This window comes from Amycolatopsis sp. w19, assembly GCF_051373225.1.
GTDB lineage: Bacteria > Actinomycetota > Actinomycetes > Mycobacteriales > Pseudonocardiaceae > Amycolatopsis > Amycolatopsis japonica.
The window spans coordinates 279,590-306,357 of sequence record NZ_JBPQFM010000004.1; the positions used below are offsets into that span (position 1 = coordinate 279,590).

At 69.2% G+C, this 26,768-nt stretch carries 29 protein-coding genes and 1 tRNA gene; 24 read left to right on the forward strand and 6 right to left on the reverse strand.

Annotation, left to right across the window (positions count from 1 at the left end; all coding sequences use genetic code 11):
• Nucleotides 1–32: 32 nt before the first annotated feature.
• Genes recO through ACSMFO_RS12025 form a run of 5 tightly spaced genes read left to right on the forward strand, consistent with a single transcriptional unit; the run spans nt 33 to nt 3,888 of the window.
• The gene (gene recO / locus ACSMFO_RS12005) at nt 33–794 is read left to right on the forward strand and encodes a DNA repair protein RecO (protein ID WP_038517050.1); all 762 of its coding nucleotides are present in this window, start codon (nt 33–35) and stop codon (nt 792–794) included.
• Nucleotides 795–833: 39 nt separating this feature from the next.
• Nucleotides 834–1,655: an isoprenyl transferase gene (locus tag ACSMFO_RS12010; protein WP_038517047.1), complete on the forward strand. Its 822-nt coding sequence runs from the start codon at nt 834–836 to the stop codon at nt 1,653–1,655.
• Nucleotides 1,656–1,689: 34 nt separating this feature from the next.
• Nucleotides 1,690–2,112 carry a hypothetical protein gene (locus ACSMFO_RS12015; protein WP_360082770.1) on the forward strand — a complete coding sequence of 141 codons (423 nt, stop codon included), beginning with the start codon at nt 1,690–1,692 and terminating at the stop codon, nt 2,110–2,112.
• A 37-nt stretch (nt 2,113–2,149) separates the two neighbouring features.
• Nucleotides 2,150–3,166, forward strand: a complete 1,017-nt coding sequence (locus tag ACSMFO_RS12020; protein WP_016332474.1) for a permease — start codon at nt 2,150–2,152, stop codon at nt 3,164–3,166.
• Complete coding sequence (locus tag ACSMFO_RS12025) at nt 3,163–3,888, forward strand: TIGR03943 family putative permease subunit (protein WP_038517042.1); 726 nt, start codon at nt 3,163–3,165, stop codon at nt 3,886–3,888. Before ACSMFO_RS12020 ends, ACSMFO_RS12025 begins: the two co-directional genes overlap by 4 nt.
• Nucleotides 3,889–3,952: 64 nt before the next feature.
• Here ACSMFO_RS12025 and ACSMFO_RS12030 read toward each other — a convergent pair whose 3' ends face one another.
• Together ACSMFO_RS12030 and ACSMFO_RS12035 are read right to left on the reverse strand one after the other, a co-directional pair.
• A complete protein-coding gene (locus tag ACSMFO_RS12030; protein WP_020629376.1) occupies nt 3,953–4,366 on the reverse strand; it encodes a Fur family transcriptional regulator in 414 nt (137 codons plus the stop codon).
• A gap of 2 nt (nt 4,367–4,368) precedes the next feature.
• Complete coding sequence (locus ACSMFO_RS12035) at nt 4,369–4,752, reverse strand: ArsR/SmtB family transcription factor (RefSeq protein WP_038524048.1); 384 nt, start codon at nt 4,750–4,752, stop codon at nt 4,369–4,371.
• A gap of 265 nt (nt 4,753–5,017) precedes the next feature.
• On the opposite strand from ACSMFO_RS12035, the gene ACSMFO_RS12040 reads away from it, so the two are divergent.
• The 12 genes from ACSMFO_RS12040 (at nt 5,018) to ACSMFO_RS12095 (ending at nt 17,820) form a co-directional block, all read left to right on the forward strand.
• A complete protein-coding gene (locus tag ACSMFO_RS12040) occupies nt 5,018–6,088 on the forward strand; it encodes a hypothetical protein (RefSeq protein ID WP_436458618.1) in 1,071 nt (356 codons plus the stop codon).
• 7 nt (nt 6,089–6,095) lie between these two features.
• Nucleotides 6,096–6,725 (forward strand): class F sortase, encoded by a 630-nt coding sequence (locus tag ACSMFO_RS12045; RefSeq protein ID WP_436458620.1) that lies wholly within the window; start codon nt 6,096–6,098, stop codon nt 6,723–6,725.
• Nucleotides 6,726–6,882: 157 nt separating this feature from the next.
• Entirely contained in the window at nt 6,883–7,545 is a 663-nt protein-coding gene (locus ACSMFO_RS12050; RefSeq protein ID WP_436458622.1) for a class F sortase, read from the forward strand.
• Between the two features lie 91 nt (nt 7,546–7,636).
• On the forward strand, nt 7,637–9,025 hold the full coding sequence (locus ACSMFO_RS12055) for a glycine--tRNA ligase (RefSeq protein ID WP_034316415.1): 1,389 nt from the start codon (nt 7,637–7,639) through the stop codon (nt 9,023–9,025).
• Nucleotides 9,026–9,268: 243 nt separating this feature from the next.
• Nucleotides 9,269–10,192, forward strand: coding sequence for an ABC transporter ATP-binding protein (locus ACSMFO_RS12060; RefSeq protein ID WP_436458624.1), 924 nt, complete (start codon nt 9,269–9,271; stop codon nt 10,190–10,192).
• Complete coding sequence (locus ACSMFO_RS12065; protein ID WP_436458626.1) at nt 10,189–10,917, forward strand: ABC transporter permease; 729 nt, start codon at nt 10,189–10,191, stop codon at nt 10,915–10,917. The genes ACSMFO_RS12060 and ACSMFO_RS12065 overlap by 4 nt, the downstream gene beginning before the upstream one ends.
• Nucleotides 10,918–10,932: 15 nt before the next feature.
• Nucleotides 10,933–12,129, forward strand: coding sequence for a sensor histidine kinase (locus tag ACSMFO_RS12070; RefSeq protein ID WP_436458628.1), 1,197 nt, complete (start codon nt 10,933–10,935; stop codon nt 12,127–12,129).
• Complete coding sequence (locus ACSMFO_RS12075; protein ID WP_038517024.1) at nt 12,126–12,731, forward strand: response regulator transcription factor; 606 nt, start codon at nt 12,126–12,128, stop codon at nt 12,729–12,731. Before ACSMFO_RS12070 ends, ACSMFO_RS12075 begins: the two co-directional genes overlap by 4 nt.
• A gap of 31 nt (nt 12,732–12,762) precedes the next feature.
• On the forward strand, nt 12,763–13,395 hold the full coding sequence (locus ACSMFO_RS12080; protein ID WP_038517022.1) for a YdcF family protein: 633 nt from the start codon (nt 12,763–12,765) through the stop codon (nt 13,393–13,395).
• Nucleotides 13,396–13,433: 38 nt separating this feature from the next.
• A complete protein-coding gene (locus tag ACSMFO_RS12085) occupies nt 13,434–14,714 on the forward strand; it encodes a deoxyguanosinetriphosphate triphosphohydrolase (RefSeq protein WP_436458631.1) in 1,281 nt (426 codons plus the stop codon).
• A 217-nt stretch (nt 14,715–14,931) separates the two neighbouring features.
• Complete coding sequence (locus ACSMFO_RS12090; protein ID WP_436458632.1) at nt 14,932–16,008, forward strand: serpin family protein; 1,077 nt, start codon at nt 14,932–14,934, stop codon at nt 16,006–16,008.
• A gap of 9 nt (nt 16,009–16,017) precedes the next feature.
• Nucleotides 16,018–17,820, forward strand: coding sequence for a glycosyl transferase (locus tag ACSMFO_RS12095; RefSeq protein WP_436458634.1), 1,803 nt, complete (start codon nt 16,018–16,020; stop codon nt 17,818–17,820).
• Here ACSMFO_RS12095 and ACSMFO_RS12100 read toward each other — a convergent pair.
• Nucleotides 17,810–19,051: an aldehyde dehydrogenase family protein gene (locus tag ACSMFO_RS12100; protein ID WP_436458636.1), complete on the reverse strand. Its 1,242-nt coding sequence runs from the start codon at nt 19,049–19,051 to the stop codon at nt 17,810–17,812. The two genes, ACSMFO_RS12095 and ACSMFO_RS12100, sit on opposite strands and share 11 nt — an antisense overlap.
• Nucleotides 19,052–19,225: 174 nt before the next feature.
• Between ACSMFO_RS12100 and ACSMFO_RS12105 the strand changes: the two genes are divergently transcribed.
• Nucleotides 19,226–19,792: a carboxymuconolactone decarboxylase family protein gene (locus ACSMFO_RS12105; RefSeq protein WP_125676097.1), complete on the forward strand. Its 567-nt coding sequence runs from the start codon at nt 19,226–19,228 to the stop codon at nt 19,790–19,792.
• A gap of 57 nt (nt 19,793–19,849) precedes the next feature.
• Here ACSMFO_RS12105 and ACSMFO_RS12110 read toward each other — a convergent pair whose 3' ends face one another.
• A complete protein-coding gene (locus ACSMFO_RS12110) occupies nt 19,850–20,788 on the reverse strand; it encodes a sigma-70 family RNA polymerase sigma factor (protein ID WP_436458638.1) in 939 nt (312 codons plus the stop codon).
• Between the two features lie 208 nt (nt 20,789–20,996).
• Here ACSMFO_RS12110 and dnaG point away from each other — a divergent pair, with 208 nt between their 5' ends.
• The 3 genes from dnaG to ACSMFO_RS12125 are packed head-to-tail and all read left to right on the forward strand — an operon-like array spanning nt 20,997 to nt 24,202.
• Nucleotides 20,997–22,907: a DNA primase gene (gene dnaG / locus ACSMFO_RS12115; RefSeq protein WP_038517006.1), complete on the forward strand. Its 1,911-nt coding sequence runs from the start codon at nt 20,997–20,999 to the stop codon at nt 22,905–22,907.
• A 2-nt stretch (nt 22,908–22,909) separates the two neighbouring features.
• The gene (locus ACSMFO_RS12120; RefSeq protein WP_436458640.1) at nt 22,910–23,422 is read left to right on the forward strand and encodes a hypothetical protein; all 513 of its coding nucleotides are present in this window, start codon (nt 22,910–22,912) and stop codon (nt 23,420–23,422) included.
• A 15-nt stretch (nt 23,423–23,437) separates the two neighbouring features.
• On the forward strand, nt 23,438–24,202 hold the full coding sequence (locus ACSMFO_RS12125; RefSeq protein ID WP_436458642.1) for a trans-aconitate 2-methyltransferase: 765 nt from the start codon (nt 23,438–23,440) through the stop codon (nt 24,200–24,202).
• A 49-nt stretch (nt 24,203–24,251) separates the two neighbouring features.
• On the opposite strand, the gene ACSMFO_RS12130 is transcribed toward ACSMFO_RS12125, so the two are convergent.
• Complete coding sequence (locus tag ACSMFO_RS12130) at nt 24,252–24,431, reverse strand: hypothetical protein (protein WP_007031230.1); 180 nt, start codon at nt 24,429–24,431, stop codon at nt 24,252–24,254.
• 163 nt (nt 24,432–24,594) lie between these two features.
• Between ACSMFO_RS12130 and ACSMFO_RS12135 the strand changes: the two genes are divergently transcribed.
• The 3 genes from ACSMFO_RS12135 (at nt 24,595) to ACSMFO_RS12145 (ending at nt 25,918) form a co-directional block, all read left to right on the forward strand.
• Nucleotides 24,595–24,667: transfer RNA gene (locus ACSMFO_RS12135), tRNA-Asn, on the forward strand.
• An 89-nt stretch (nt 24,668–24,756) separates the two neighbouring features.
• On the forward strand, nt 24,757–25,287 hold the full coding sequence (locus ACSMFO_RS12140; protein WP_436458644.1) for a hypothetical protein: 531 nt from the start codon (nt 24,757–24,759) through the stop codon (nt 25,285–25,287).
• Nucleotides 25,288–25,411: 124 nt separating this feature from the next.
• A complete protein-coding gene (locus ACSMFO_RS12145) occupies nt 25,412–25,918 on the forward strand; it encodes an O-acetyl-ADP-ribose deacetylase (RefSeq protein ID WP_436458646.1) in 507 nt (168 codons plus the stop codon).
• A 168-nt stretch (nt 25,919–26,086) separates the two neighbouring features.
• Here ACSMFO_RS12145 and ACSMFO_RS12150 read toward each other — a convergent pair whose 3' ends face one another.
• Nucleotides 26,087–26,713: a winged helix-turn-helix transcriptional regulator gene (locus tag ACSMFO_RS12150; protein ID WP_436458648.1), complete on the reverse strand. Its 627-nt coding sequence runs from the start codon at nt 26,711–26,713 to the stop codon at nt 26,087–26,089.
• Between the last annotated feature and the right edge of the window lie 55 nt (nt 26,714–26,768).

Genomic DNA, 26,768 nt, shown 5'->3' on the forward strand with positions numbered 1-26,768 from the left:
CCGATGTCGGTCCCAAGTGGGACGATGTCGGGGTGGTGAACCTTTATCGCGACACCGGAGTGGTGTTGCGGACGCACAAGCTGGGTGAGGCCGACCGGATCGTCACCCTGCTCACGCGGCGGCACGGCAAGGTCCGTGCGGTCGCGAAGGGCGTGCGTCGGACGTCATCGCGCTTCGGGGCGCGTCTGGAGCCGTTCGGGCACGTCGACGTCCAGTTCTACACCGGCCGCTCCCTCGACGTGATCACCCAGGTCGAGACGGTCGACGCCTTCGCGCTGCCGCTGGTGGCCGACTACCAGCGTTACACCGCCGCGAGCGCCATCGCCGAGACCGCGGACCGGCTGTCCGCCGAAGAAGGCGAGCCGGTGCTCAAGCTCTACATGCTCGTCGTCGGAGCGCTGCGGGCGCTGGCGGGCGGCGAACGGGACAGTTCCCTCATCCTCGACGCCTTCTTCCTGCGGGCCATGGCCTACGCCGGCTGGGCGCCCGCGATCACCGAATGCGCCCGCTGCGGCCTGCCCGGCCCGCACAAGGCGTTCAGCGTGTCCGCCGGGGGTTCGATGTGCCCGGATTGCCGGGTTCCGGGCTGTGTCCACCCCTCCCAAGAGGTGCTGACGCTGCTCGCGGCGCTCCTGCACGGCGAGTGGCCGGTGGCCGAGGCGTCGCTGCCGGTGCCGCGGCGGGACGCGTCCGGCCTGGTCGCGGCGCATCTGCAGTGGCATCTGGAGCGCCAGTTGCGGTCGCTGCCGCTGGTGGAGAGGCGTGCGCGGGAGACCACGACTCCGGCGCAGTAGGGTCGCAGGCACAGGTTCACTCGTTCAGGAGGCTCGAAGGTGCTGCGCAGGGGACGCGAGAACAAGGCGTCACAATTCGAACTTCGCGCGCCGGAGCCGCATCCGTCCGGTGCCCGGCCGCCGGAGATCCCCAAGGAACTCCTCCCGAAGCATGTGGCGCTGGTGATGGACGGCAACGGCCGCTGGGCCAACCAGCGGGGCCTGCCGCGGATCGAGGGCCACAAACGCGGTGAAGCGGTGATGATCGACGTCGCCAGCGGCGCCGTGGAGCTCGGCGTCAAATGGCTTTCGGTGTACGCGTTCTCCACCGAGAACTGGAAGCGGAGCCCGGAGGAGGTCCGTTTCCTGATGGGCTTCAACCGCGACACCATCCGCCGCCAGGTCGACTACCTCGGTTCGATCGGCGTCCGCATCCGCTGGGCGGGCCGCCGCCCCAAGCTGTGGGCGAGCGTCATCAAGGAACTCCAGGTCGCCGAGGAGAAGACCAAGCACAACACGGCGCTGAACATGACGATGTGCGTCAACTACGGCGGCCGTGCCGAGCTGGGTGACGCCATGCGCCGGATCGCGCAGGACGTCGCCGACGGGAAGCTGAACCCGGACAAGGTCACCGAGAAGACCATCGGCAAGTACCTGTACCAGCCCGACATGCCGGACGTGGACCTGTTCCTGCGGCCGTCGGGGGAGCAGCGGACGTCGAACTTCCTGCTCTGGCAGTCGGCCTACGCCGAGATGGTCTATCAGGACACGCTCTTCCCCGACTTCGACCGCACCCACCTGTGGCGGGCGTGCCTCGAATTCGCGAAACGGGACCGCCGGTTCGGCGGGGCCGTCGACAAGGCTTCGGAAGGAACTCCATGACCCCCGCCGACGTACTTTTTCCCGCGGAGGCGGCATGAATACCGAGGCGGCGGACACGGCGGCCCTGCTCACGTCCGCGCGGGAAGCGCTCGAACGCTATCTCGAAGTCCACGTCGACGACGACGGCGCGCTGACCTTCTCGCACGCGGACGTCCCGTGCGTCATCCAGGCGACCCGGCTGGCCGAAGGGCTGACCGTGCTGAGCCTGACCTGCGTCGTGGCCTGGGATCTGCCGGACGACCCGGCGATCGCGGCCTCGGCGGCGGAACGCGCCGGACAGGGCCTGTTCGGGACGCTCGGGGTCGTGCGTTCGGAGAAGGGCATCGACATCACGCTGAGGTACGCGTTCCCGGCCGAGGGCATGGACCCCTCGCCGCTCGGAACGCTGCTCATGCTGGTCGTCTCGACCGCGTCGCAGCTGCGTTCGGACCTGCTGGGCACCGCTCCCGGGGAGTGACCGCCGGAACGCACGGTCACCTGGCATCATCGCGCGCATGGAAACCATTTCCAGAAGCGCCCCGGAGAAGAAGCCGGCCCGGCGGTTCAAGATCACCTCGATCGAGGTGCTCTGCGCGATCCTGCTGATCGCGATCCTCGGGCAGAGCTGGCTCCAGCAGGTGTTCGACGTGCCCGCGCTGCGGACCGGCTCGACCGTGTTCGTCGCCGTCTGCGTGCAGGCGCTGCCGTTCCTGGTGCTCGGGGTGCTGATCAGCGGCGCGATCGCGGCGTTCGTGCCCGCGCGGGTGCTGGAGAAGGTGCTCCCTCGCCGGGCCGGTGCGGCCGTCGGCGTCGCGGGGCTGGCCGGGGTCGCCCTGCCGGGGTGTGAATGCGCGTCGGTGCCGGTCGCGCGGCGGTTGATCGGCCAGGGTGTCGCGCCCGCGGCCGCGCTGACCTTCCTGCTCGCCGCGCCCGCGGTGAACCCGGTGGTGCTGGTCGCGACGGCGGTGGCGTTCCCCGGAAACCCGGAAATGGTGTTCGCCCGCTTCGCCGGTTCGCTCGCCACCGCGATGGTGATGGGCTGGCTGTGGGCGAAGTGGGGCAAGCTCGACTGGATCGCGGAGCGGGCTTTGCGGCGGCTTCCGGAGGTTCAGCACGGTTCGCGCTGGAAGACCTTCGCCGAGACCGCGCGGGCGGATCTGGTCGAGGCGGGCGGTTTCCTGGTGCTCGGCGCGATGATCGCCGCCGCGATGAACGTGCTGGTGCCCGCCAAGTGGTTCGGGGTGCTGGGGGAGCAGATCGTGCTCGGCGTGCTGGTGATGGCCGTGCTCGCCGTCGTGCTGGCCCTGTGCAGTGAGGCCGACGCCTTCGTCGCCGCGTCGCTGACCGCGATGCCGCTGCTGCCGAAACTGGTGTTCCTGGTGGTCGGGCCCGCGATCGACGTGAAGCTGTTCGCCCTGCAGACCGGCACCTTCGGCAAATCCTTCGCGCTCCGATTCGCGCCGGTGACGTTCGTGGTCGCGCTGTCGTGCGCGGTCGTGTCGGGTGTGCTGATCCTCGGAGGTGGCGCGTGAAACGCGAGACCCAGAACATCCTGCTGATCCTGCTCGGCGGGGCGCTGCTCAAGATCACGATCAACGGCGACTACCTGCGCTACGTCAAACCCGCGCAGCAGCCGTGGATCATCGCGGGCGGCGCGGTGATGGTGGCGCTGGGCGCGGTCGCGATCGTCCGCGACCTGCTGGCCGCGCGGGCCGCCGCCGTCGTGTCCGGGGACGTCCATGCGCACGACCACAACACCCGCTCGGCCTGGTTGCTGATGGTGCCGGTGCTGGCCGTGTTCCTGGTCGCGCCGCCCGCGCTGGGCGCCGATTCGGTGACCCGCACCGAGGCCAGGGCGCCACAGAGCGCTTCGGCGAGCAACGCGGCCGCCTTCCCGCCCCTGCCCGCCGGGGACGTGGTCCCGCTGGAGGTCAACGAGTTCGTCAGCCGCGCGGGATGGGATTCCAGTGGCTCGCTGAACGGGCGCACGGTGCGGCTGTCCGGCTTCGTCGTGCACAACGAGGGCAACACGATGCTGGCGCGGATGGTCATCGGCTGCTGCGCGGCCGACGCCTTCCCGATCACCGTGCGGATGGTGGGCGACGGTGTGTCGGGCTTCGGGAACGACACCTGGCTGGAGGTCACCGGGACGGTCGTGCCGGGGACCGCGGTACGGGAGAACAGCTACATGCCGGATTTGACGCTCACCTCGGTGCGGCAGGTGCCGGCGCCGAAGGACCCTTACGAGTACTGAGCCGATGCTATGAAAGGTCCTTTCCTTGCAAAATTTGCCAGGAAAGGACCTTTCATAGCGTTCGTCAGTGGTTCGAGCAGGTCCCGACGATCTCCACGGTGTGGCTGATGTCGGAGAAGCCGTGCTCCGAAGCGATCTTCTCGGCCCACCGCTCCACAGCGGGGCCCTCGACCTCGACCGTGCTGCCGCAGAGTCGGCACACCAGGTGATGGTGGTGGTGCGACGAGCAACGCCGGTAGATGGCCTCGCCGGTGTCCGTGCGCAGGACGTCGATCTCGCCGGCCTCCGACAGCGACTGCAGCGTTCGGTACACCGTGGTGAGCCCGATGCCGTCGCCGCGTTTCCGCAGCTCGTCGTGCAGTTCCTGGGCGGAACGGAAGTCGTCGATCTCCTTGAGCAGCTCGACCACGGCGGCCCGCTGTTTCGTCGACCGGCGTCCCGGCACCGGCGCGGAACTGTTGGCCGTCGTCGGACTCATGCTCACTTCCCCTCCTGAACGTGGGCTACGGCGTCCACCACGATATGCGCAAGGTGATCGTCGACCAGCCGGTACACCACCTCACGGCCGCGTCGCTCACCCTGTACGACACCCGCGGTCTTCAGCACCCGCAGGTGCTGGCTGATCAGCGGCTGCGCGACATCGAGTGTGTCCACCAGTTCGTGCACGCACCTGTCCGCGTTACGCAACTGCAGGACGATGGCGATGCGCACGGGCGCGGCGAGTGCCCTGAGCAGGTCGCCGGCGTCCGCGAGGACGGCGGGCGAGGCCGACGTCGCGGGTTCGGCGGGGGGACGGGCCGACGAATGCGGCCCGGGGTCCTCCGAGAGGCCGGGGGCGGCAGAGTCCGGGGTCACCGTAGCCATCGCCGCCTCCATGTCCATCATGATTTCCGAAGTCATTGCCAGTAACAGTCCAGCCCATCCTAGTGTTCCCGCCCCCGGTGGTCTGTTCGCCGACCGGGCGACCACTTGGCGGCGATGTTACTGCTCCATTCGGGTGACTTAGCAAAGAAATGACCATTCCACTTCGCATGTGGTCGCCAACGGTGCAAGGTTGTCGCGGAGCGTTTCGTCGCTTCTCGTACGCTGACGACCGCGCTCTGAGGGCCCGGAGAGGCAGTGGGGAGACATGACTCGTTTCGTGACGAAGCTGGCCGCCGCGACGGCGGCCGTCGCTTTGGCGTCGGTTCCGGGGCTCGCCTCGGCGCAGACGACGCAGGCCGTCGATGAGAAGACCGGCCCCGTGTCGTTCGCGAATGTGGCGTCGGTGCGCATCGGGAACCCGGGATCGCTGATCACCGAGACCCAGCGCTCGCCGCTGACGCCCGGCCAGTCGAAACTCTCCCCGGACCGCACCGTCGTCCCGCGCGACGACGGCGAGAAGAACACCTTCGGCGACAAATGGGCCGTCAACCTGGGCCGCTTCGGCGCCCAGAGCCCGTTCCCGCCCGGTATCGCCAGCCGCGACCACAACGTGCTCGCCGCGCTGCAGCAGACCACGGTCCCGACGGCGGTCGCGGAGAGCAACTACGCCCTGCTCGACAACGGGCGCGGGGGCGCGAAGCCCGCCGACAACACCGTGCTGGTGCTCGAAGGCGCGAAGAGCGCCGTCGACTGCTCGTCGCCGAGTAAGGCGACGTCGTCGACGAGCGTGGGCAAGATCTGGGTGCGGGACGAAACCGGCGCGCTCAAGCCGTCCGGCGCTTCGGGCGTCGACGTCAAGGGGCTCAAGCTCGGCCCGCCGTCGGTCATCAAGAACGAGAACATCGGCAAGGACGAGACCACTTCCGACCTGACCGTGTCCCGCGTGACCGCCTTCGACCAGCTGATCCGGCAGGACGGCTGGCGCAACGGCGACGTGACCGCGGTGGCGGGCTGGAAGGTGGACATCGTCACGCACGTGCGCGACGACGCGGGCAAGGATCTGCGCGAGGCCCGCACGACGCTCGTGCTCGGCGGCGTGAGCTGCTCGATCCCGAAGAACTTCGTCGCGAAACCCGCCGGCGGTACCGGCCCGGGCGCGGCGCCCGAACAGCCCGCGGTGCCGGGGACGGTGCCCGCGGGCGGTATCCCGCCGCAGGCCGCCGACTCGACCCGGACCGTGGTCGGGCTGGGGCTGCTGGGCGGCGGCATCGTGATCGGCGCCGCGGCCATGCTGCTCTTCCGCCGTCGCAAACCCGTTCCGGTGCGGGAGAAGTAGCGGCCCCGTGCGGCCATGGCTGGCGGCACTGTCCGCCGTCGTCTCGGCGCTCGCCATCTCCGCGGGCGTGATCGTGCTGACCTGGATCCCGCCGGAACAGACGGTGTCGTTCGCGGAACCCGCGGTGTTGCCCGGTGAGGACGGCGCCCCCTTGGCGCTGCCCGCCGACAGTCACGTCCGCGGGCAGCGGCCCGGCACCATCCGCCTGCCCGAAGGCGGATCGGCGAGGCTCGTGCGCTCCGAGGTCAACTCCACCGGCGTCCTCCCGATCCCGCGAGGGCTCGGCGACGCGGCCTGGTGGGGCGCGCGGCTCGGCGCCGAAGCGGGTACGGCCCTGATCTCCGGGCACGTCAACTGGGGCGGAGTCAAAGGGCCGTTCGACGAGCTGTGGCGGATGCACGAGGGCCAGGAGGTGGCCGTCAGCGACGCTGCGGGCGGCATCTGGGTCTATCGCGTGCGGGAGGTCGTCACGGTGCACAAGAACGACCTGCCCGCACAGGCGGCGAAGCTGTTCGCGCAGAGCGGGCCGCATCGGCTGGTGCTGGTCACCTGCGGCGGCGACTACCTGGGCGGGACCGACGGCTACCGGGACAACCGGGTGATCGTCGCGACCCCCGTTTCCGGCCCGCCCGCCTGACCCCGCGTTTCGTCCTCTGAATGCGGTAGTTGCACGCGCAAGGACCGCATTCAGAGGACGAAACGCGGAAAGTCGGTGCAACCTCTCTCCGTTCGCGTCGCGTGTCTAGCGACACCGGCCGCTCCGGCGGCCAGACGCGAGCAAGGAGTAGTACCCGATGGTGGGACAGTTCGAGGACGGTACGGCGAGCGAGGAGCAGCCGAAGAAGCGCTCCAGCCTGGGGTTGATCCTCATCGGTGCCGCGATCTTCGTGGTGGCGGCCGTGGTCGCGGTGCTGGTTTTCACTGGAAAGAGTGATCCTGTCGTCGCGGCCGCGCAGGACCAGACGGCCACCTCGGCGGAGCAGACACCCCGACCGCCCGCCGACACGGGCCAGGCGCCCGGCACGGTCAAACTCCCCGGCGGCGGCACGGCGAAACTGATCCGCAAGGAACTGACCGCGGACGGGACCCTCCCCATCCCCGAGGGCCTCGACGAAGCCACCTGGTGGGGCGCGAAACTGGGCGCCGACCAGGGCGCTTCCCTGCTTTCCGGGCATGTGAACTGGAAGGGGAAGAAGGGCCCGTTCGACGAATTGTGGCGGCTCAAGACCGGCCAGGAGGTCAACGTCGTCGACACCGACGGCGGCAGGTGGGTGTACAAGATCGGCGAGGTCGTCACCGTGCACAAGACGAAGCTCGCCGAACAGTCGGAGAAGCTGTTCGGGCCGGACGGGCCGCACCGGCTGGTGCTGGTCACGTGCGGTGGCGAGTACGTCGGCGGGACCGACGGTTACGAGGACAACCGCATCGTCACCGCCTCGTTGGTCAGCAGGCCCTGAGCGGTCCGACCTCGCCGGAGGTCGCGCGGGGACGGGCGGTTAGTCTTGTCCTTCTAGCCCATACCCGTCCCCGCATGCTTCGGAGCGTGGAGTGCCCGCCAACACCATTGAGACCGTCGTCAGCCTGTGCAAGCGTCGAGGCTTCGTTTTCCCGTGTGGAGAGATCTACGGCGGTACCAAGTCGGCGTGGGACTACGGGCCCCTCGGTGTCGAACTCAAGGACAACATCAAGCGCCAGTGGTGGAAGACCGTCGTGCAGAGCCGCGACGACGTCGTCGGCCTCGACTCGTCGGTGATCCTGCCCCGCCAGGTGTGGGTCGCGTCGGGTCACCTGGACGTCTTCACCGACCCGCTGATCGAGTGTCTCTCCTGCCACAAGCGGTTCCGCGCCGACCAGCTGGCCGAGGACTTCTCCGCCCGTTCGGGCAAGGAGGTGTCCGAGGACGACCTGTCCGAGGTGCCGTGCCCGAATTGCGGCACCCGCGGGCAGTACACCGCGCCGCGTGACTTCAACATGATGCTCAAGACCTACCTCGGCCCGGTCGAGTCCGAGGAAGGCGTGCACTACCTCCGCCCGGAGACCGCGCAGGGCATCTTCATCAACTTCCTCAACGTGCAGACCGCGGCGCGCAAGAAGCCGCCGTTCGGCATCGGCCAGATCGGCAAGTCGTTCCGCAACGAGATCACGCCGGGCAACTTCATCTTCCGCACGCGCGAGTTCGAGCAGATGGAGATGGAGTTCTTCGTCGAGCCGGGCGAGGACGAGACCTGGCACCAGTACTGGATCGACGCGCGCACCGAGTGGTACAAGGACCTCGGCATCAAGGCGGACAACCTCCGCCTTTACGAGCACCCGAAGGAAAAGCTCTCCCACTACTCGAAGCGCACCGTCGACATCGAGTACCGCTTCGCGTTCAACGCGGGCCAGGAATGGGGCGAGCTCGAAGGCATCGCGAACCGCACCGACTTCGACCTCACGACGCACTCGAACCACTCCGGCGTGGACCTGTCGTTCTTCGACCAGGCCACGAAGCAGCGGTTCCGCCCGTTCGTCATCGAGCCCGCGGCCGGTGTCGGCCGGTCGATGATGGCGTTCCTCGTCGACGCGTACCACGAGGAAGAGGTGCCGAACGCCAAGGGCAGCACCGACACCCGCGCGGTGCTCAAGCTGGACTACCGGCTCGCGCCGTTCAAGGTCGCCGTCCTCCCGTTGTCCCGCAACGCCGATCTCACGCCGAAGGCGCGCGACGTCGCGGCGGCGCTGCGCAAGCACTGGAACGTCGACTTCGACGACGCCGGCGCGATCGGCCGCCGCTACCGGCGCCAGGACGAGATCGGGACGCCGTACTGCGTCACCGTCGACTTCGACTCGCTCAACGACCACGCGGTGACCGTGCGGGAGCGCGACACCATGGCGCAGGAGCGGGTCGCGATCGACAAGCTCGAGTCGTACCTGGCGGGCCGGCTGATCGGCGCCTGAGTTCCGCTTTGGGGCGCACGCGAACTGGGCGAAGGGAGCTTTCCCCGCATCGGATGCGGTGATGGGCCCCTTCAGCCCGTGCGCACCGCCCTCGCCAATGCCATGAAAGGTCCTTTCCTTGCAAAATTTGCAAGGAAAGGACCTTTCATGGCGTTCGGGGGTGGGCCACCCCTGACAACTGTCACCCTCAGGTCGTGACGCGCGGCCCACGTCCGCGACCCCTTCTCGCGACAAGCTCTAAGCATGCGAGAACAAGACATCACCGCGGGGGCGGCGGTACGGCTTTCCGGGCTGCGTAAGCACTATGGCGACGTCCGTGCCGTCGACGGCGTGGACCTGACGATCGCGCCGGGTGAGGTGGTCGCGCTCCTCGGCCCCAACGGCGCGGGCAAATCCACCACCGTCGACATGATCCTGGGCCTGAGCGTGCCCGACAGCGGCACCGTGACCGTGTTCGGCCGCGAGCCGGGGGACGCGGTCGGCGACGGGATGATCGGCGCGATGCTGCAGGGCGGCGCGCTCGTCGAAGATCTCACGGTCGCCGAGACCGTGGGTATGGTCGCGGCGTTGCACCGCAAGCCGATGCCGGTGCGGGACGCGTTGCGCCGCGCCGGGATCGAGGATCTCGCGAACCGGCGCTCCACCAGGCTTTCCGGCGGCCAGAAGCAGCGCGTGCGGTTCGCCGTCGCGCTCGTGAGCGACCCCGATCTGCTGATCCTCGACGAGCCGACCGCCGCGATGGACGTCGGCACGCGCCGCGAGTTCTGGAAGTCCATGTACGAGTACACGAACACCGGCCGCACGGTCCTGTTCGCCACCCACTATCTCGAAGAGGCCGAAGAGTTCGCCGACCGTGTCGTGCTGATGCGGTCGGGGCGGATCGTCGCGGACGGTTCGGTCGCGCAGGTCCGTGCGCTGGCAGGGGGACGCACGATCCGCGCGGTGGTGCCCGCGGCGGCGGAGCCGGTGATCGCGGGGCTGCCCGCGGTCACCGGATTCGAACTCCGCGGCGGCCGCGTCGCGATCTCCAGGTCCGATTCCGACGCCACGCTGCGCGCGTTGCTGGCCGAAGTCCCCGAAGCGCACGACATCGAGATCGGCGCCGTCGGCCTCGAAGGCGCGTTCCTGTCCCTGACCACCGAAGCCACCGAGGAAACCGTCCGATGAACCCGACCTATCTCAAGACCGAGATCGTCCGCACCTTCCGTTCCACCCGGTTCGTGCTCTTCGCCGTCGCCTTCCCGGTGCTGATGTTCCTGTTGCAGGCCAACGTTTTCGCCTCGGGCCAAATGGACATCGCCGGCGTGATCATGGTGAACATGATGGCCTTCGGCACCTTCTCCGCCGCGATGACGAGCGGCGCGAAACTCGCCATCGAGCGGTCCACGGGCTGGCAGCGCCAGTTGCGGCTGACCCCGCTGACCGGCGCCGGTTATCTCGGCGGCAAGGCCCTCTCGGCGATGCTCGTCGCGCTTCCGTCGTTGCTCGTCGTCCCGCTGATCGGCGTCCTGTTCGAAGGTGTCCACCTCGACGCCGCCGGCTGGCTGCGGCTGGTGCTCGGCTGCTGGCTCGGCGCGATCCCGCTGGTGCTGCTCGGCCTGCTGCTGGGCCAGTTCGGCACGCCGGAGTCGATGCAGCCGCTGAACATGATCGTCATGATGGGCATGGGTTTCCTGGGCGGCCTGTGGATCCCGATCGACGGGATGCCGTCGTGGATGGCCGACGTCGCCCAGGTGACGCCGACGTACTGGCTGATCCAGCTGGTCCGCCCGGTGGTCACCGACCATCTCACGGTGAGTCTTCCGGTCGCGCTCGGCGTGCTGGCGGCGTGGACCGCGGTCCTCGGGGCGCTGGTGATCAGGCGTTACCGTAAGGACAGTGCGCGGGTCTGAGAGATGGGTGAACCGGTGAGCGACTACCCGGGCAAGGTCGAGACGGGCTTGAACAGCCGGGAGAACTGGTGGGCGGACATGCCGCCGCGAACCGGACGGGGTCCCCGGCCGAGGCGGTGGGTGTTCTTCGGCCTCGCCTTCATCGTGCCCGGCTTCGTCCCCGCGGCGGTCGATCTGGCCACCGACGGGGCGACCGCGAAAGAACTGGTGATCGCCGCCCTCCTGCTCTTCTACGGCTCCTGCTACGTGCTGTTCCCGCTCAGCCTGCGGCCTTCCCGGCGGAAGACGACCTACGTCTTCTCGGTGCTGATGCTGCTCATCGGTCTCGCGCTGGTGTTCCTGCACGACAACAACCCGTACATCCTGATCTACGCGACGGCGGTGCTGGCCTTCACGCTGCCGCCGGCGTGGTCGCTGATCCTCGACGGTGGCGCCCTGCTGGTGGTGCTGGCCGTCCATCTGATCATCGGGAAATACGACTTCGGCGATCTCATCGCGGTCATCTCGATCACGGCGGCGATGTTCTTCATGGCGAACCTGGTCCGCGCGGTGCGGAAACTGGAGGCGGCGAACCAGGAGATCGCCACGCTCGCGGTGGCGGGTGAACGCGAGCGCCTGGCGCGGGATCTGCACGACATCCTCGGCCACAGCCTCACCACCATCACGGTGAAGGCCGGGCTCGCCCGCCGGATCCTGGAGAGCGGCAAGGACGACTCCCGTGCGCTGCAGGAGATCCGCGAGGTCGAGAGCCTGACCCGCAGCGCGCTTTCGGACATCCGCGCCACGGTCTCCGAATATCGCGAGGTGTCGCTTTCGGCGGAGGTCGCCGGGGCGCGGGCGGCGTTGCGGGCGGCCGAGATCGACGCGGACCTGCCGCACGCGGTGGACAATGTCGCTCCCGCCCTGCAGCGCACTTTCGGTTACGTGCTGCGGGAAGCGGTCACCAACGTGCTCCGGCATTCCGGGGCGAAGCGCGTGAAGGTCCGTCTCGGCAAGACCTGGCTGGAAGTCGAGGACGACGGCGAAGGCGGCGAGGCGATGGCGGGCAACGGCCTGCGCGGCCTCACCGAACGGTTGGACGCGGTCGGCGGGACCTTGACCGCCACCGCGCCACCTGGGGGAGGATGGCTCGTCCGAGCGGACGTACCCGAGTCCGCCCTGCGGAGCGACGTGGCTGCGCCGCTCTCCGAACCCACTGGAGGCTGCGCGTGATCCGGGTCCTGCTCGCCGACGACCAGGCGATGGTGCGCGGGGCGTTGGCCACCGTGCTCGGCCTCGAAGCCGACATCGAGGTGGTCGCCCAGGTCGGCTCGGGCGACGAAGTGCTTCAGCGAGCGAAAGAGACCGCCCCGGACGTCGCGCTGCTCGACGTCCAGATGCCGGGCAAGGACGGTCTCGAAGCCGCCGCCGAACTGCACGGCGCGCTCCCGCTGTGCCGGATCATCATCTGCACCACCTTCGGCCGCCCCGGCTACCTGTCGCGGGCGATGGCCGCGGGTGCCGCGGGATTCGTGGTCAAGGACGCTCCGCCGGAGCAGCTCGTCGACGCCGTCCGCAGGGTCCACGGCGGGCTCCGGGTGGTCGATCCCGCACTCGCCGCCGAATCGCTCGCCACCGGCGCGAGCCCGCTCACCGGACGCGAACACGACGTCCTCAAGGCCGCCAAGGACGGCAGCACGGTGGCCGACATCGCCCGCGCGCTGCACCTTTCCGAAGGCACCGTGCGCAACCATCTTTCGGCCGCGATGGGCAAGACCGGGGCGAGGACGAGGGCCGAGGCGGTGCGGCTCTCGGAAGAGCACGGCTGGCTCTGAGATCACCTCACGGCTCTGCGAGAATCACCCCGTGAGTACCGCCGAACGGACCAAACCCACCCGCGCGAACTGGGTGCGCCGGACCTTGGCGGGGTTCCTGCTGATCGTCGTCGCGCTGATCGGCGGAACGGCGTTCCGGGTCTGGCAGGTGGCGCGGGAGGACGTGCGCGACCGCGCCGACGTCATCGTGGTGCTCGGCGCGGCCCAGTACAACGGCAGGCCGTCGGGGATCTTCGAGGCCCGGCTGGCCAAGGCGAAGACGCTGTACGACCAGGGCGTCGCCAAGGTCATCGTCACCGCGGGCGGCAAGAAGGCCGACGACAACTTCACCGAGGGGCAAGCGGGCGCGCAATGGCTGCGCAAACGGGGTGTGCCCGTGTCGGCGACGCTGCCGGTCGGCGAGGGCAGCGATACCCTGCGCAGCCTCCGCGCGGTCGCCGAACAGGTGCAGCAGCGGGGCTGGAAGACCGCCGTGCTGGTCAGCGACCCTTGGCACTCGTTCCGCGCGCGGGTGATGGCCGACGACCTCGGGCTCGACGCCTGGACGTCGCCCACGCACCGCGGCCCGATCGTGCAGACCCGCGAGACGCAGGCGCGCTACATCGTCCGCGAGACCGGCGCGCTGCTGTACTACCGCCTCACCAGGTTCCCCGCGGACGTCTGAACCCGATAAGTGTCGGTGATCGCGCTTAAGCTTGGCTGGTGAGCGACACCTACACCGAGGCCGACAGGGCGCGTCTGCTGCCCGAGCGTCCCAAGGGCGCGGCGCTGGAGGGCGCGGAAGACGGGCGAAGCGCCTTCGCCCGTGATCGCGCACGCGTGCTGCACTCGGCGGCCCTGCGGCGGCTGGCGGGCAAGACCCAGGTGGTCGGCCCGGGTGAAGGTGCCGAGGTCAGCGGCGTACCGCGCACGCGGCTGACGCATTCGCTGGAGGTCGCCCAGATCGGCAGGGGGATCGCGGACGAACTGGGCGCGGACCCGGATCTGGTGGACACCGCCGGTCTCGCGCACGACATCGGGCATCCGCCGTTCGGGCACAACGGCGAGCGCGCGCTGGACGAGGTCGCGCAGCCGTGCGGTGGTTTCGAGGGCAACGCGCAGACCTTGCGGATCTTGACCAGGCTGGAGCCCAAGGTCCTGCTCGAAGGCGGGGCCGCCGGCGGGCTGAACCTCACCCGCGCCTGTCTCGACGCCTCGACGAAGTACCCGTGGCCCCGTGAAGAAGGCAATCCGAAGTACGGCGTGTACGCCGACGACGCCGAGGTCTTCGCGTGGGTGCGGGCCGGTGCGCCGGAGCGCCGCACCAGTCTGGAAGCGCAGATCATGGACTGGTCCGACGACGTCGCGTATTCCGTGCACGACGTCGAGGACGGGGTGCTCGCGGGCCGGATCTCGTTGCGGGTACTGGCCGACGCGGAGGAACGCGCGGCGGTGGCCGAGGCGGCGCGCAGGTTTTCGCATCAGTCCCAGTCCACTTTGGAAGGTGCGGCGAAGGAACTGCTCGATCTGCCCGTGGTCGCGGAACTCACCGAACCGGGGCTCGACGGCTCGCTCAAGGCTCAGGTCGCGTTGAAACGGCTGACGAGTGAGCTGGTCGGCCGGTTCGCGACGGCGGTGGTCGGCGCGACGAGGGAGGTGCACGGCGAAGGACCGCTGAGCCGGTACGCCGCGCGCCTGGTCATCCCGGAGCAGGTCGCGGCCGAGGTCGCGTTGTTCAAGGCGCTCGCGCTGCGGTACGTGATGAGCGACAAACGGCGCCTCGCGATGCAGGACGGTCAGCGTCAGACGCTCGCCGAACTGGTCGGCGCGCTGTGCCGCCGCGCTCCGGACGCGCTCGACGGCGTGTTCCTGCCGGCCTGGGAGGCCGCCGCGGACGACGCGGCCCGCCTGCGCGTGGTCGTCGACCAGGTGGCGTCGCTCACGGACGCGCAGGCGTACGCGTGGCACGCCTGGCACACCGGCCGCCACGGCGGTGTCGCGTGACTGGACGACCGACACGTGTGATCAGACGGACGCCACGCGTGATCAGGCGGACGGCTCGGGGATCTGCTCCGGCTACGCGTGTGTCGTCCGTCCAGTCACGCGTGTCGTCCGTCTGATCACACGCGCCGTCCCCTCACACACGCACGACCGCCGAACCGAAACGGCACCTACCTTCGGACAGGAGACGGACGGGCCCGTGCACGGTACGGTCTGCGGCATGGGAGCTGTCGAAAGCCACCTCCGGTTTGGTCTGGACCTCTATCGGGTGCTGGCGAGCCGCGCGGAGAACGCGTGCTTCTCGCCGTACTCGATCGCGAGCGCGCTCGGCCTGGTGACGCAGGCCGCCAAGGGGAAGACCAGAGAGGAACTGATCGCGCTGCTCGGCGACCCGGACGAGCTCGCCGACCTGCTGGGCAAGGCCTCGTCACTGCTCGAAGACGGTCCCGAACTCGCGGTCGCGAACACGCTCTGGGCCTGGGACGGGCTCCCGCTCGAAGCCTCCTTCCGCGCGGAACTCGCCACCTGGCCGGGCGGGAAGGTCGAGAGCGCCCCGTTCGGCGACGATCCGGAGGCCGCGCGAGCGCTGATCAACGCCGACGTCGCGCGGGCCACCCGCGAGCTGATCCCCGAGCTCCTGAAGCCGGGGACCGTCGCGCAGGACACCGTCGCCGCGATCGTCAACGCCCTGTATCTCAAAACCGCCTGGACCAACCCGTTCTCGCGTGACAACACCGCGCCCGCGGACTTCCACGCGCCGTCGGGCACCCGTACGGTGCCGACGATGTGGCTCGAAAAACAGCTCGACCACACCCACGAGGACGGCTGGCAGGTCGTCCGCCTCGGTGCCGAGGGCGGGGTGGAGGCGGTCGTCCTGCTGCCCGACGGCGACCTCGACGACGCCGGACTCGACGCGGGGAAGCTGGCGCGGCTGCTGGAGAACACGCGGTCCAAGACGATCGCGCTGTCCCTGCCGAAACTCGACCTCGACGTCGACAGCCCGCTGACGGCGAAACTCCAGGATCTCGGCGTGCGGACGATGTTCACCGCCGGCGCCGACCTCACCGGGCTCGCCGACGACGACCGGCTCGAAGTGTCCGAGGTGCTCCACCAGTCCGTGCTCCGCATCGACGAGCAGGGCCTCGAAGGCGCCGCCGCGACGGCGGTGCTGATGCGGCTGACGTCGCTCATCGTCGACGAACCCCTGGAAGTCGCCGTCGATCGGCCCTTCCTTCTGCTCGTCAGGCACGCCTCGACGGGTGTGATCTACTTTCTCGCCCGCGTAGTCGAGCCGTGAGGACGGTCAGTGAGTCTTTTCCAGGCTGAGGCGGAGGATGTGAAGACGGGGGACACTTCCACGAGACCTCGCCGGTTCGCCGCCGCCGACGCCGCCATCATGGGCGGCTTCCTGCTGTTCGCCTTCCTGCTCTACAACGGGCTCTGGCTCGACCTCAAGGAAGGCTATCTCTGGAACAGCGCGTCGGATCAGAACCTGTGGGAGTGGTTCTTCTCCGTCACCGCGGACAACGTGCTGCACCTGAGGAACCCGCTCAGTTCGCACTTCCAGAACCATCCGCTCGGCGTGAACCTGATGGCCAACACGGCCATGCTCGGCATCGGCATCCCGCTTTCACCGGTCACGCTCACCTTCGGTCCGACGGTCACCTGGGCCATCGCGCTCACCGGCGGTCTCGCCGGCACGGCGGCCGCCTGGTACTGGGTCTTCTCGCGGCATCTGGTCACCCACCGGGTCGGCGCGGCCATCGGCGGCGCGTTCGTCGGCTTCGCCCCGCCGATGATCTCGCACGGCAACGCGCACCCGAACTTCGTCGCGTGGTTCGTCCTGCCGTTCATCGCGTTGAAGGTCTTCAAGATCGCGCGCGGCGAACGCCCGGTCCGCAACGGGATCTTCCTCGGTCTGCTGGCGGCGTACCAGATCTTCCTCGGCGAGGAACCGCTGCTGATCTTCGCGATGGCGTTCGCGATCTTCGCCATCGCCTACTTCGCGACGAACTACCGCGAGTTCCCGCCGATGGCGAAACCGCTGGGGATCGGCGTCGGCATCGGGGTGCTCGTGGCGCTCGTGCTGTGCGCTTTCCCGCTGTGGTGGCAGTTCTTCGGCCCGCAGAGCTATCAGGCGATCGAGCACGGCCCGGTCGGGAACGACACGGCCGCGTTCACCCGGTTCGCGACGCAGTCCGTCGCCGGGCAGCCGCAGGCCGCCGCCGACGTGTCGATGAACCGCACCGAGGAGAACGCCTTCTTCGGCTGGCCGCTGATCGTGCTGATGGTGGTCATCACCGCCTGGCTGTGGCGCGAGGTGTTCGCGCGGGCGCTGGCGATCTCCATGTTCGTGATGGCCTGGCTTTCCCTTGGCGTGCAACTGATCGTGGTGCACGAGGAGACCGGGATCCCGGGGCCGTGGAAGCTGCTTTCGGAACTGCCGTTGTTCGAGTCGCTGCTGGAATCGCGGCTGGCGATGGGCTGCATCCCGCTCATCGGCGCCTTGCTCGCGCTGGCGACCGAACGCGTCTACACGGTCGCGTCGAAACTGCCCGAAGTGCCGGGGGAGCGGCGATTCCCGTTGCGGCTGGTGTGGATCGGCGTCGTCATCGCGGTCCTGCTGCCGATCGCGCCGACCCAGCTGATCGTCAAGGAACGGCCGCAGACACCCCGATTCCTCGCCGACGGCACCTGGCGGAGCTACGTCGCGCCCGGCGGGACCGTGGTGCCCGTGCCGTTGCCGAGTTCCGGCGAATCCGAACCGCTGCACTGGCAGATCGACGCGGGGCTCGGCTACCCGATGCCGGAGGGCTACTTCGTGGGCCCGAGCGGTCCCGACGACAAACGCGGCCGCTATGGCGCCATCCAGCGGCCGACGTCGATCATCTTCGACCAGATCAAGCAGACCGGCGTGCCCGCGACGATCACCGAGTCGCAGCGGGTGCAGGCGCTGGCGGATCTGCGGTACTGGAACGCCGACGTGCTCGTGCTCATCCCACGCGAACACCAGGACGCTTTCCGGACCACAGTGGACCTTCTGCTGCGGAAGCCCGCCGAATTCGTCGACGGCGTCTGGGTGTGGGACGTCCGGACGATCACGCCCTGAGCCCGGCCCGGCTCGCGGACCACCGCGAGCCGGCGAACGGTTCGTCGGCCCGGTGTTCGTTGACCCGGACCGTGCCACAGACGAGCCGTGCCGCGACTTCGGCGGCGTGCTCGTCGTCCGCGCCCCACACCGATCCGCACAAGCCGGGCGCCGTGGCGTTCGCGAGCCCGACGGCTTCGTCCACTGTGGAGCATCGGACGACCGGAAGGACCGGCCCGAACTGCTCCTCGGTCACCACCCGCATCCCGTCGTGCGCCTCGGCGAGGATCGCCGGTGCGAAGAAGTACCCCGGCCCGTCGAGCGGTCCGCCGGTGACGATCCGCGCGCCACTCGCCCGCGCTTCGTCGGTGAGACCGGTGACGCGGTCGTGGCGCGGCCGGTTGTTCACCGGGCCGATCTGCGTTCCCGGCGTCCTTCCGTCGCCCACCACGACTTCCGTCGCCACGGCCGCCAGCGCCTCGACGACACCGTCGTAAACCGGCCCGACGGCGTAGACCCGCTCCACCGCCACGCCGATCTGCCCGCAGTTGGCGAAAGCGCTCCAGAAGAGCCGTTCCGCGATGGCGGCCGGGTCGGTGCCCGGAAGGACGATCGCGGGATCGTTGCCGCCCAGTTCGAGTGCCAGCTGTCGCCATTCCGGCGCGGCCGCCATCCGCTTCCCGGTTTCGGCCGAGCCGGTGAAGGCGACCTGCCGGATCCCGGGATGGGCGATGAGGAGCTCGCCGAGGGGATCCTGGCCGGTGAGCACGGTCAGCACGCCCGGCGGCAGGACCTCCGCCAGCATCCGCCCCAGATGCAGTGTGGTGAGCGGCGTGCGCGGCGAAGGTTTGAGCACCACCGTGTTCCCCGCGGCGAACGCCGGTGCGAGCATCGCGACGGCCAGCTGCACCGGGAAGTTCCACGGCGTGATCGCGGCGACCGGCCCGTCACCGGCGGCCCGGGATCCGGGCCGAACCCCGGCGAAGTACCGGAACCGCGCCGCCGCCCCGGCGAACTCGGCCTCGGCTTCGCGAAGCGGTTTCCCTTGCTCCTCGGTGAGAACGGGGGCCAGCACGGGCGCGGCCTCCTCGACGACGACCGCGCACGACATCAAGGCCGCGCGCCGGTCCGTGGCGCGCCAGGCGGGGGAGGCGGCCGCCGCGGCGCGTACCGCTTTGTCGACCTCGGCGGGCCCGCAGTCGGGGACGTCCGTGATCCGTTGTCCGGTGGCGGGATCCTCGACGGCGAGCATGGTCCTCCTCGGTGGAAGGAAAAGTGCCAGCTCACCAGCGTACCTTTGATGATCGACTGGCGGATCCGGCGAAAAGGCTAAAAAGTGAGGGTGGCGCGCGTCACCGACGGTGCTGTCACGTCCGTGCGGGCCGCCTCGTCCAGTCGGTGAACGCACTCGCACGAGGAGGACACCATGCCGCGCATTCCCGCCGTGAAGACCGCCGAAGCCGGCTTCCTGCTGAAGCTGTTCTACAAGTTCGCCGGCAAACGCTTCGGCGCCGTGCCCGAGCCGATGGCCGTCTACGCCCACCATCCGGCCCTGCTCCGGGCGAACGGCATGCACGAGATGATGGCCGAGAAGGCCAGCAAGACGCTGCCGTCGAACGTGCGCGAGCTGGCCGTGTACCGCGTCGCGACCCAGCTCGGCTGCTCGTGGTGCATCGACTTCGGGACCATGCTGCAACTGCACGAGGGGCTCGACATCGAACGGCTGAAGAACATCGACGACTACGCGAAGTCGCCCGCTTTCACCGACCAGGAACGGCTCGCGCTCGCGTACGCCGACGCGATGACCGCGAGCCCGGTGACCGTCACCGACGCCCACGTCGCCGAACTGGAACGCGAGTTCGGCCGCAAGGGCGTCATCGAGCTGACCTACCAGATCGGCCTCGAGAACATGCGCGCCCGGATGAACAGCGCGCTCGACATCACCGCGCAGGGCTTCACGTCGGGCGATGCCTGCAAGATCCCGCTCCCCTGAACCACCCGCGTTTAGTCCTCTGAATGCGCCCAGGCGCATTCAGAGGACTAAACGCGGTCAGAGGCCGACGCGGGTCCGCGCATCGGTGAGCTTGTCCGGGTTCGCCATGTCGTAGATCGCCACGATCTTCCCGTCGCGGATGGAGAACGCGTCGACGTGCTCGTCGAGCGCCCGGTACCGCTCGGAACCGGGCTGCGGCGGCAGGTAGACCCCGAGGTCGCCGTTGACCAGCGCGAACCGCGCCTTGTCCATCGCGGCCGGGTCGTACATCCGCATGAGCCCCTGGAACAGCCGGGTGACCTTGTCGAACCCGGCGACCGTGCGCACCGCGGTGCGCGCCTTGCCGCCGCCGTCGCCGACGAGGACGACGTCGGGATGCAGGACCTCCGCCACCGCCTGGATGTCCCCGGTGAGCATGGCCGTCATGAACTTCTCGATGATCTGCTGCTGCTCGGCGAGCGCCGTCCGCGGCGGCGGATCGGCGTCGGCGACCGCGCGGCGGCCGCGGGAACCGTGCTGGCGCGCGGCGTCCGTCGTGCAGCCCAGGATCTCGGCGATCTCGCCGAACGGCACCGAAAACGCGTCGTGCAGGACGAACGCGACGCGCTGCTCCGGCGTCAGCCGGTCGAGGACCACCATCGCCGCCATGCGCATGCCGTCGTCGCGGACGGCGACCGCCAGCGGGTCCTCCGACGACGGGGTGCCCAGCGGGCCGAGGACCGGTTCGGGCAGCCATTCCCCGACGTACCGTTCACGGCGCACCACCGCGGACCGCAGCCGGTCGAGGCAGATCCGGCTGACGACGGTGGTCAGCCAGCCCTTGTGGTCTTCGATGGCCGCGCGGCGGCGTTCGTCCATGCCGCTCAGGCGCAGCCACGACTCCTGGACCGCGTCCTCGGCGTCGGACAGCGTGCCGGTGAGCCGGTAGGCGACCGACACCAGATGAGGCCGCAGCGCGGCGAAGTTCCCGGCGAGTTCGTCCAGGGCGGTGCTCATTCCCCGAGTGTGCCGCACAGCGCTCGGGGAGGACGGGCTAGGCCGTGTCCGGTCCGTCACTTCGCGGTCTTCGCGCCCAGGCGGCCCCTGGCGGCACGGGCGGATGCGGCCGAGTACGACCCGGTACGAGGCCGATCCGCCCGCACCGCCAGGAACCACCTGGATCACGAAGCCCATCGAAGCGACGGACCGGACACGGCCTAGAGTGATGAGCGTGGCAGGACGGATTCGGGAGAGCGACATCGCGGAGGTGCGCGAGCGCAACCGGATCGACGAGGTCATCGGTGATTACGTGGCCCTCCGCAGCGCGGGCGGGGGCAGCCTGAAAGGGCTTTGCCCGTTCCACAACGAGAAGACCCCGTCGTTCAACGTGCGCCCCACCCACGGCACCTTCCACTGCTTCGGCTGTGGCGAAGGCGGTGACGTGATCAAGTTCATCCAGAAGATGGACCTGATCTCGTTCGTGGAGGCGGTCGAGCGGCTCGCGGATCGTGTGGGTTTCCGGCTGACCTACGAAGGCGGCGGCGGAAGCGTCCAGCGTGATCGCGGTACCCGCGCCCGGCTGATCGAGGCGCACCGCGCGGCCCAGGAGTTCTACGCCGAGCAACTGCTCACCCCGGACGCGCGTGCGGCGCGGGACTTCCTGTCGGAACGGGGTTTCGACTCCGCCGCGGCGCAGACGTTCGGCTGCGGGTACGCGCCGGCGGGCTGGGACAAGCTCACCAAACATCTGCTCAACCGCGGATTCGAGGTCAAGGAACTGCTCACGGCCGGGCTGGCCAAGGAGGGGCAGCGCGGGCCGATGGACCGGTTCAACCGGCGGCTGCTGTGGCCCATCCGCGACGTCGGCAACGAGGTGGTCGGGTTCGGCGCGCGGCGCCTGTACGACGACGACCGTGTCTCGGCGAAGTACCTGAACACCGCGGAATCGCCGATCTACAAGAAGTCGCAGGTGATGTTCGGCCTCGACCTGGCGAAACGCGAGATCGCGAAGCGGCACCAGGTCGTCGTCGTCGAGGGCTACACCGACGTGATGGCGATGCACGCCGCCGGGGTCCCGACGGCCGTCGCGTCCTCGGGGACGGCGTTCGGCGAGGACCACATGAAGGTTCTTCGGCGGCTGATGATGGACGACGACGCCTTCCGCGGCGAAGTGATCTTCACCTTCGACGGTGACGAAGCCGGTCAGAAGGCGGCGTTGAAGGCCTTCGAGGGCGACCAGACCTTCGCCGGGCAGACCTACATCGCGGTCGCGCCCGACGGCATGGACCCGTGCGAACTGCGGCTCGCCAAGGGCGACACCGCGGTGCGGGACCTGGTCGCGCGGCGGATCCCGCTGTTCGAGTTCGCGATCAAGAGCATGCTCAAGGCCTTCGACCTCGACTCCGTCGACGGCCAGGTCGCGGCGCTGCAGAAGACCGTTCCGATGGTCGCGGGGATCAAGGACCGCGCCAGCCGCGACGGCTACGCGTCGAAACTCGCCTGGTGGGTCGGCTGGCAGGACGCGGCGCAGGTGGTGAACCGGGTGCGCGGCAGTGCCGGGGCGGCGGCGAAACGCTCCGCCACCGTCGAGGTCCGGCGGCCGGCCGCCGCGGCCACCGCGACCGCCACCGCCGAAGAGGATCTGCCCCGGCCCGCACCCGGCGATCCGCGGTTCATCGCGCAGCGCGAGGCGCTCAAGGCGGCACTGCAGCAGCCGATGATCGCCGGAGCCGAGTACGACGCGCTGCCCGAGGACGCGTTCACCCATCCGGTTTACGTCGCCATCCACAAGGCGCTGCTGTCCGCCGGGGGAGCGGGCTCCGGGCTGACCGGACCCGCCCTGCTCGACGCGGCCGCCCCGCACTGCCCGCAGGGAACGGTGCGGCGCGTGCTCAGCGAGCTTTCGGTGGAACCGTTGCGCGCCAAGGGCGAGGTCGACTCGCGCTACATCTCCGCGCAGCTCGCGGCGGTGCAGGAAAGCCTGGTCGGCCGCCAGATCAACGAGATCAAGTCGAAACTCCAGCGGCTTTCCCCGGTCGAGGCGCCGGACGACTACCGCGCGCTGTTCGGCGACCTCGTCGCGCTCGAGCAGTACCGGAAGGCGCTGAAGGAACAGGCCATCGGCGGATTGGACTGAGCATGGGCTGGCTGCGTCACCTGCTGGGTGACCGTGTCCCGGCGGATTTCGACGGCTCGCTGGCCGACGGCGAGCACGTCGTCGGGAGCGCGGCGGTCGAAGGCGGCGGGTATCTGCTGGTCACGCCGCTGGGACTGTGGATCCCGGGGCCGCGCCGGGTCGGCTGGCATCTGGTCGGCAAGGCGGCGTGGTCCACCGGCGTGCTGACGCTGACCGAATCCGAGGAGACCGGCATGGCGGGGGACGCCGTGCTGCTGACCGACAAGACCCCGGTCCGGTTCGAGCTCGCCCGGCCCGGCAAGGTCCCGATCCTCGTGCGGCAGCGCGTGGACGGTTCGGTCCGAGGGCGGCACCGCAAGGACTTCGGGGCCGGGGGAGCGTGGTTCGTCGAGCGCAAGGTCCCCGGTCAGGACGGCACGGTGCTGCAGGTACGGCCCGATCCGGGCACCGACGTCGACCTGGTCAAGGCGATCGCCGAGGAAGCGGCCAGGAAGCTGGCGAAGCCGAACGGCTAGCAGTACGCTCGTACTGTGTGGGATCCGGTCAAGTACCTCGACTACGCCGACCTGCGGGCACGGCCGTTCCATGACCTCGTCGGGCGGATACCGGCCGAGGCGCCCCGCCGCGTCGTCGACCTCGGCTGCGGGCCCGGAAACCTGACCGCCGGCCTGGCGGAACGCTGGCCGGACGCGATCATCGAAGCGAGCGACAGTTCACCCGAAATGGTCGAAGCCGCACGATCACGGGGTGTCGACGCGCGAGTGCTCGACGTCAACGACTGGGTGCCCGAACCGGACACCGACGTGGTCATCTCGAACGCCGTGCTCCAGTGGGTCCCGGAACATCGTGACCTGCTCCGCCGCTGGGTGGACCTCCTGCCGTCCGGGGCGACGCTCGCGTTCCAGGTCCCCGGCAACTTCGATGCCCCGTCGCACGCCCTGATCCGTGCCCTCGCGCGCACCGAAGAGTGGGCCACGCGCCTCGCCGACATCGGCCTGCGGGAGAACGATGCCGTCGAAAGCCCGCTCGGCTACGGGAACCTGCTCGCCGACGCTGGCTGCGCCGTCGACGCCTGGGAGACGACGTACCTGCAGCGGCTGGCCGGGGAGGACGCCGTACTCGAATGGATCACCGGCACCGCGCTGCGGCCGGTCAAGGAGGCCTTGCGCGGGGACGACTGGGACCGTTTCCGCGCGCAGCTCGCCCGCAAGCTGGACGAGGCCTACCCGCCGCGCCCCGACGGGACCACCTGGTTCGAGTTCCGGCGCGTCTTCGTGGTCGCCGTCGTGGGCTAAGGGCCCTTTCGCCACGTCGGACGTGGCGAAAGGCCCCTTCGGCCCAGGATCAGCGCTGAGGCCGCCCGAACCGCTCACCGACCTTGGCGCGAGCGACCCCGGCGGCGCCCTGCACCATGGGGTGGTCGGCGATCTTGCGGTAGGTCCGCACGATCTGCTCGTACCGCCCGCGGCCGGCCTTCGCGCCCAGCACATAGCCCGCGGCCGCACCCAGCAGGAACATCTTCATCCGAGTCCACGCCTCCGTTCGATCTTGCTCCGGCTGTCATTGTCCCTCAAAACGCGAGCTTGACGAGGTGATGTCGAAAGTGGGGGGTGGGTGTGCGGCCGCCGGAGGGCATGGGCTAAAGTTCTCTCATCGGTCGGAGCGATCCGGCTGGTACGGAGCACAATCCCCTGTAGCTCAACTGGCAGAGCATTCGGCTGTTAACCGGAGGGTTCTTGGTTCGAGTCCAAGCGGGGGAGCACAAGGCCCAGGTCATCGACCTGGGCCTTCTTCGTGCCTGGGGGCGATTCGGCGCGTTCTGGCCGGCGGTTCTCGGTAGATTCGGTGAATGTGGCTTCCGTTTGTGACTGCCGCGCTCGGCGCCTTCTTCGGTTCGGTCGGCGGTTTCACCTCGTCCCTCTACCTCGCGCGGCGGGCGGACCGGCAGAGCACCACGAACCACCTGATGACGGAGTTCCTGTCCGTCACGTTCCTGGCGCACCGGATCGCCCTTGAGCATCTCCGGGCTCGGATGTCGGACGGCGACGTCACCGCCGCACAGGTGGCAGGCGGTTTCTGGTACCCCGGCGACCGGGACTACTACCGCGGCGAGCTTGAAGGAGAACTCAACACCCATCAGCACCTGACCATGTACATCGGATTCCTCGTGCGCATGGCGGACGCGATCCAGCGGCGTCGTATCGACGTCGACGCGATTCGCGCCGGGATCGGCGCGCAGTTGCGATGGTGTGACGCCCTCGTGCTGGAAGTGGCCGCGCAAACCCAGCGGCAGGCGGCCGAGAACGACGCGCCCTTTCCGACGTGGGTGGCCGCCGTCAGGTTGGTACACGAAAAACTGGTCGAACAACTTCCAGACTGACGATGCTGGCCGAGTGAACCACCGCTTCCCTTTTACCCTGTCGAAATTGTTGGTTCGCGACAAGCGAACAGTGACCTGCTCAGAGTGACGCACATGCGCGCCGTGCTGATGGCACTATCTGGCTATGGTTGCCATTCAGGTGGTGCGTGGCGATATCACCGAAGAGAATGTGGACGCTGTGGTGACCGCCGCCAACGAGTCGTTGCTCGGCGGCGGCGGAGTCGATGGGGCCGTCCATCGGGCGGCAGGACCTCGGCTGGCCGGGGCGGGTGCCGCCATTGGACCGTGCCCGCCCGGCGACGCGATGGTAACCCCGGCATTCGATCTCGACCCGCCCGTTCACCACGTCATCCACACCGTGGGGCCGGTCTGGGAAGGCGGTGATCAAGGCGAGGCGGAGATCCTCGCCTCGTGTTACCGCCGGAGCGTCCAGGTCGCAGATGAGCTGGGTGTACGCAGCATGGCCTTCCCCGCCATCGCCACCGGTGTCTACGGATATCCCGCCGACCAGGCGGCGCGCATCGCGGTCGCAACACTCAGATCCACGCCGACTCGCGTCGAGCAGATCCGACTGGTCGCGTTTGATCAAGACAACTATGAGCACCTCGCTGCCGTATTGCGAGGACAATAGGCCGCCGTTCTCGACATCCCTTTGCGTTACAGGTCTCGCGACTTGAATCCAAAGATAATCCCTGTGGTCGCGTGATTATCGTCGATCTTGCGCTGTGCGGAATTGGCGAGAAAGATGCGGTGAATCCGCACTTTCCGCGCCACCTTGATCAAGTCTCACCATGAGGCGTCAGGCGGCGAAGACCGCCCGGACGACGGACTCGTCACCGTCGATCTCGGCCAGCCCGAGCGCGCGGGCGTTTTCGAGGGTGAGGGCGCCGGCGGCGAGGCCGAGGACGCAGGCGGGGACGGCGCGAACGGTGGCGTCGAGTTCGCGGCCGTCGTGCGGGTCGACCTCGAAGCCGGAGCGCGTCGCGCGGAGCTGGTAGGGCGGGCCGCCGATCTCGAGGCCGATCGTCACCGCGGCGCGGACCTTCACGCGGGCGACGAGCAAGGCGGGAAGGGCGAGCGCGAGCCATTCCGGCCGGAACGAGTCGTCGCCGGGGCCGCGGGTCATCAACGGGGCGGACCAGCGGATCAGGCTCTCGATCGGCTCGCGAAGTTCGGCGCCCCATGGCGTGAGGGCGTACTCGACCACGCTGCCCGAGCCGGCCAGCCGCCGCTCGACCACGCCCGAGGACTCCAGGTCGCGGAGCCGGTCGGCGAGCAGGTTGGTCGCGATGCCGGGCAGGCCGTCGAGCAGCTCGCGGTACCGGGCGGGGCCGATGAGGAGCTGCCGGACGATGAGCAGATTCCACCGATCGCCCACGACTTCGAGAGAACGGGCGAGCCCGCAGTACTGGCCGTAGCTCCGCATCGTGTCCCTCAGCTTGTTTTTCTCAAGTGTGCGTGACAAGCTCAAGTCTACCGGA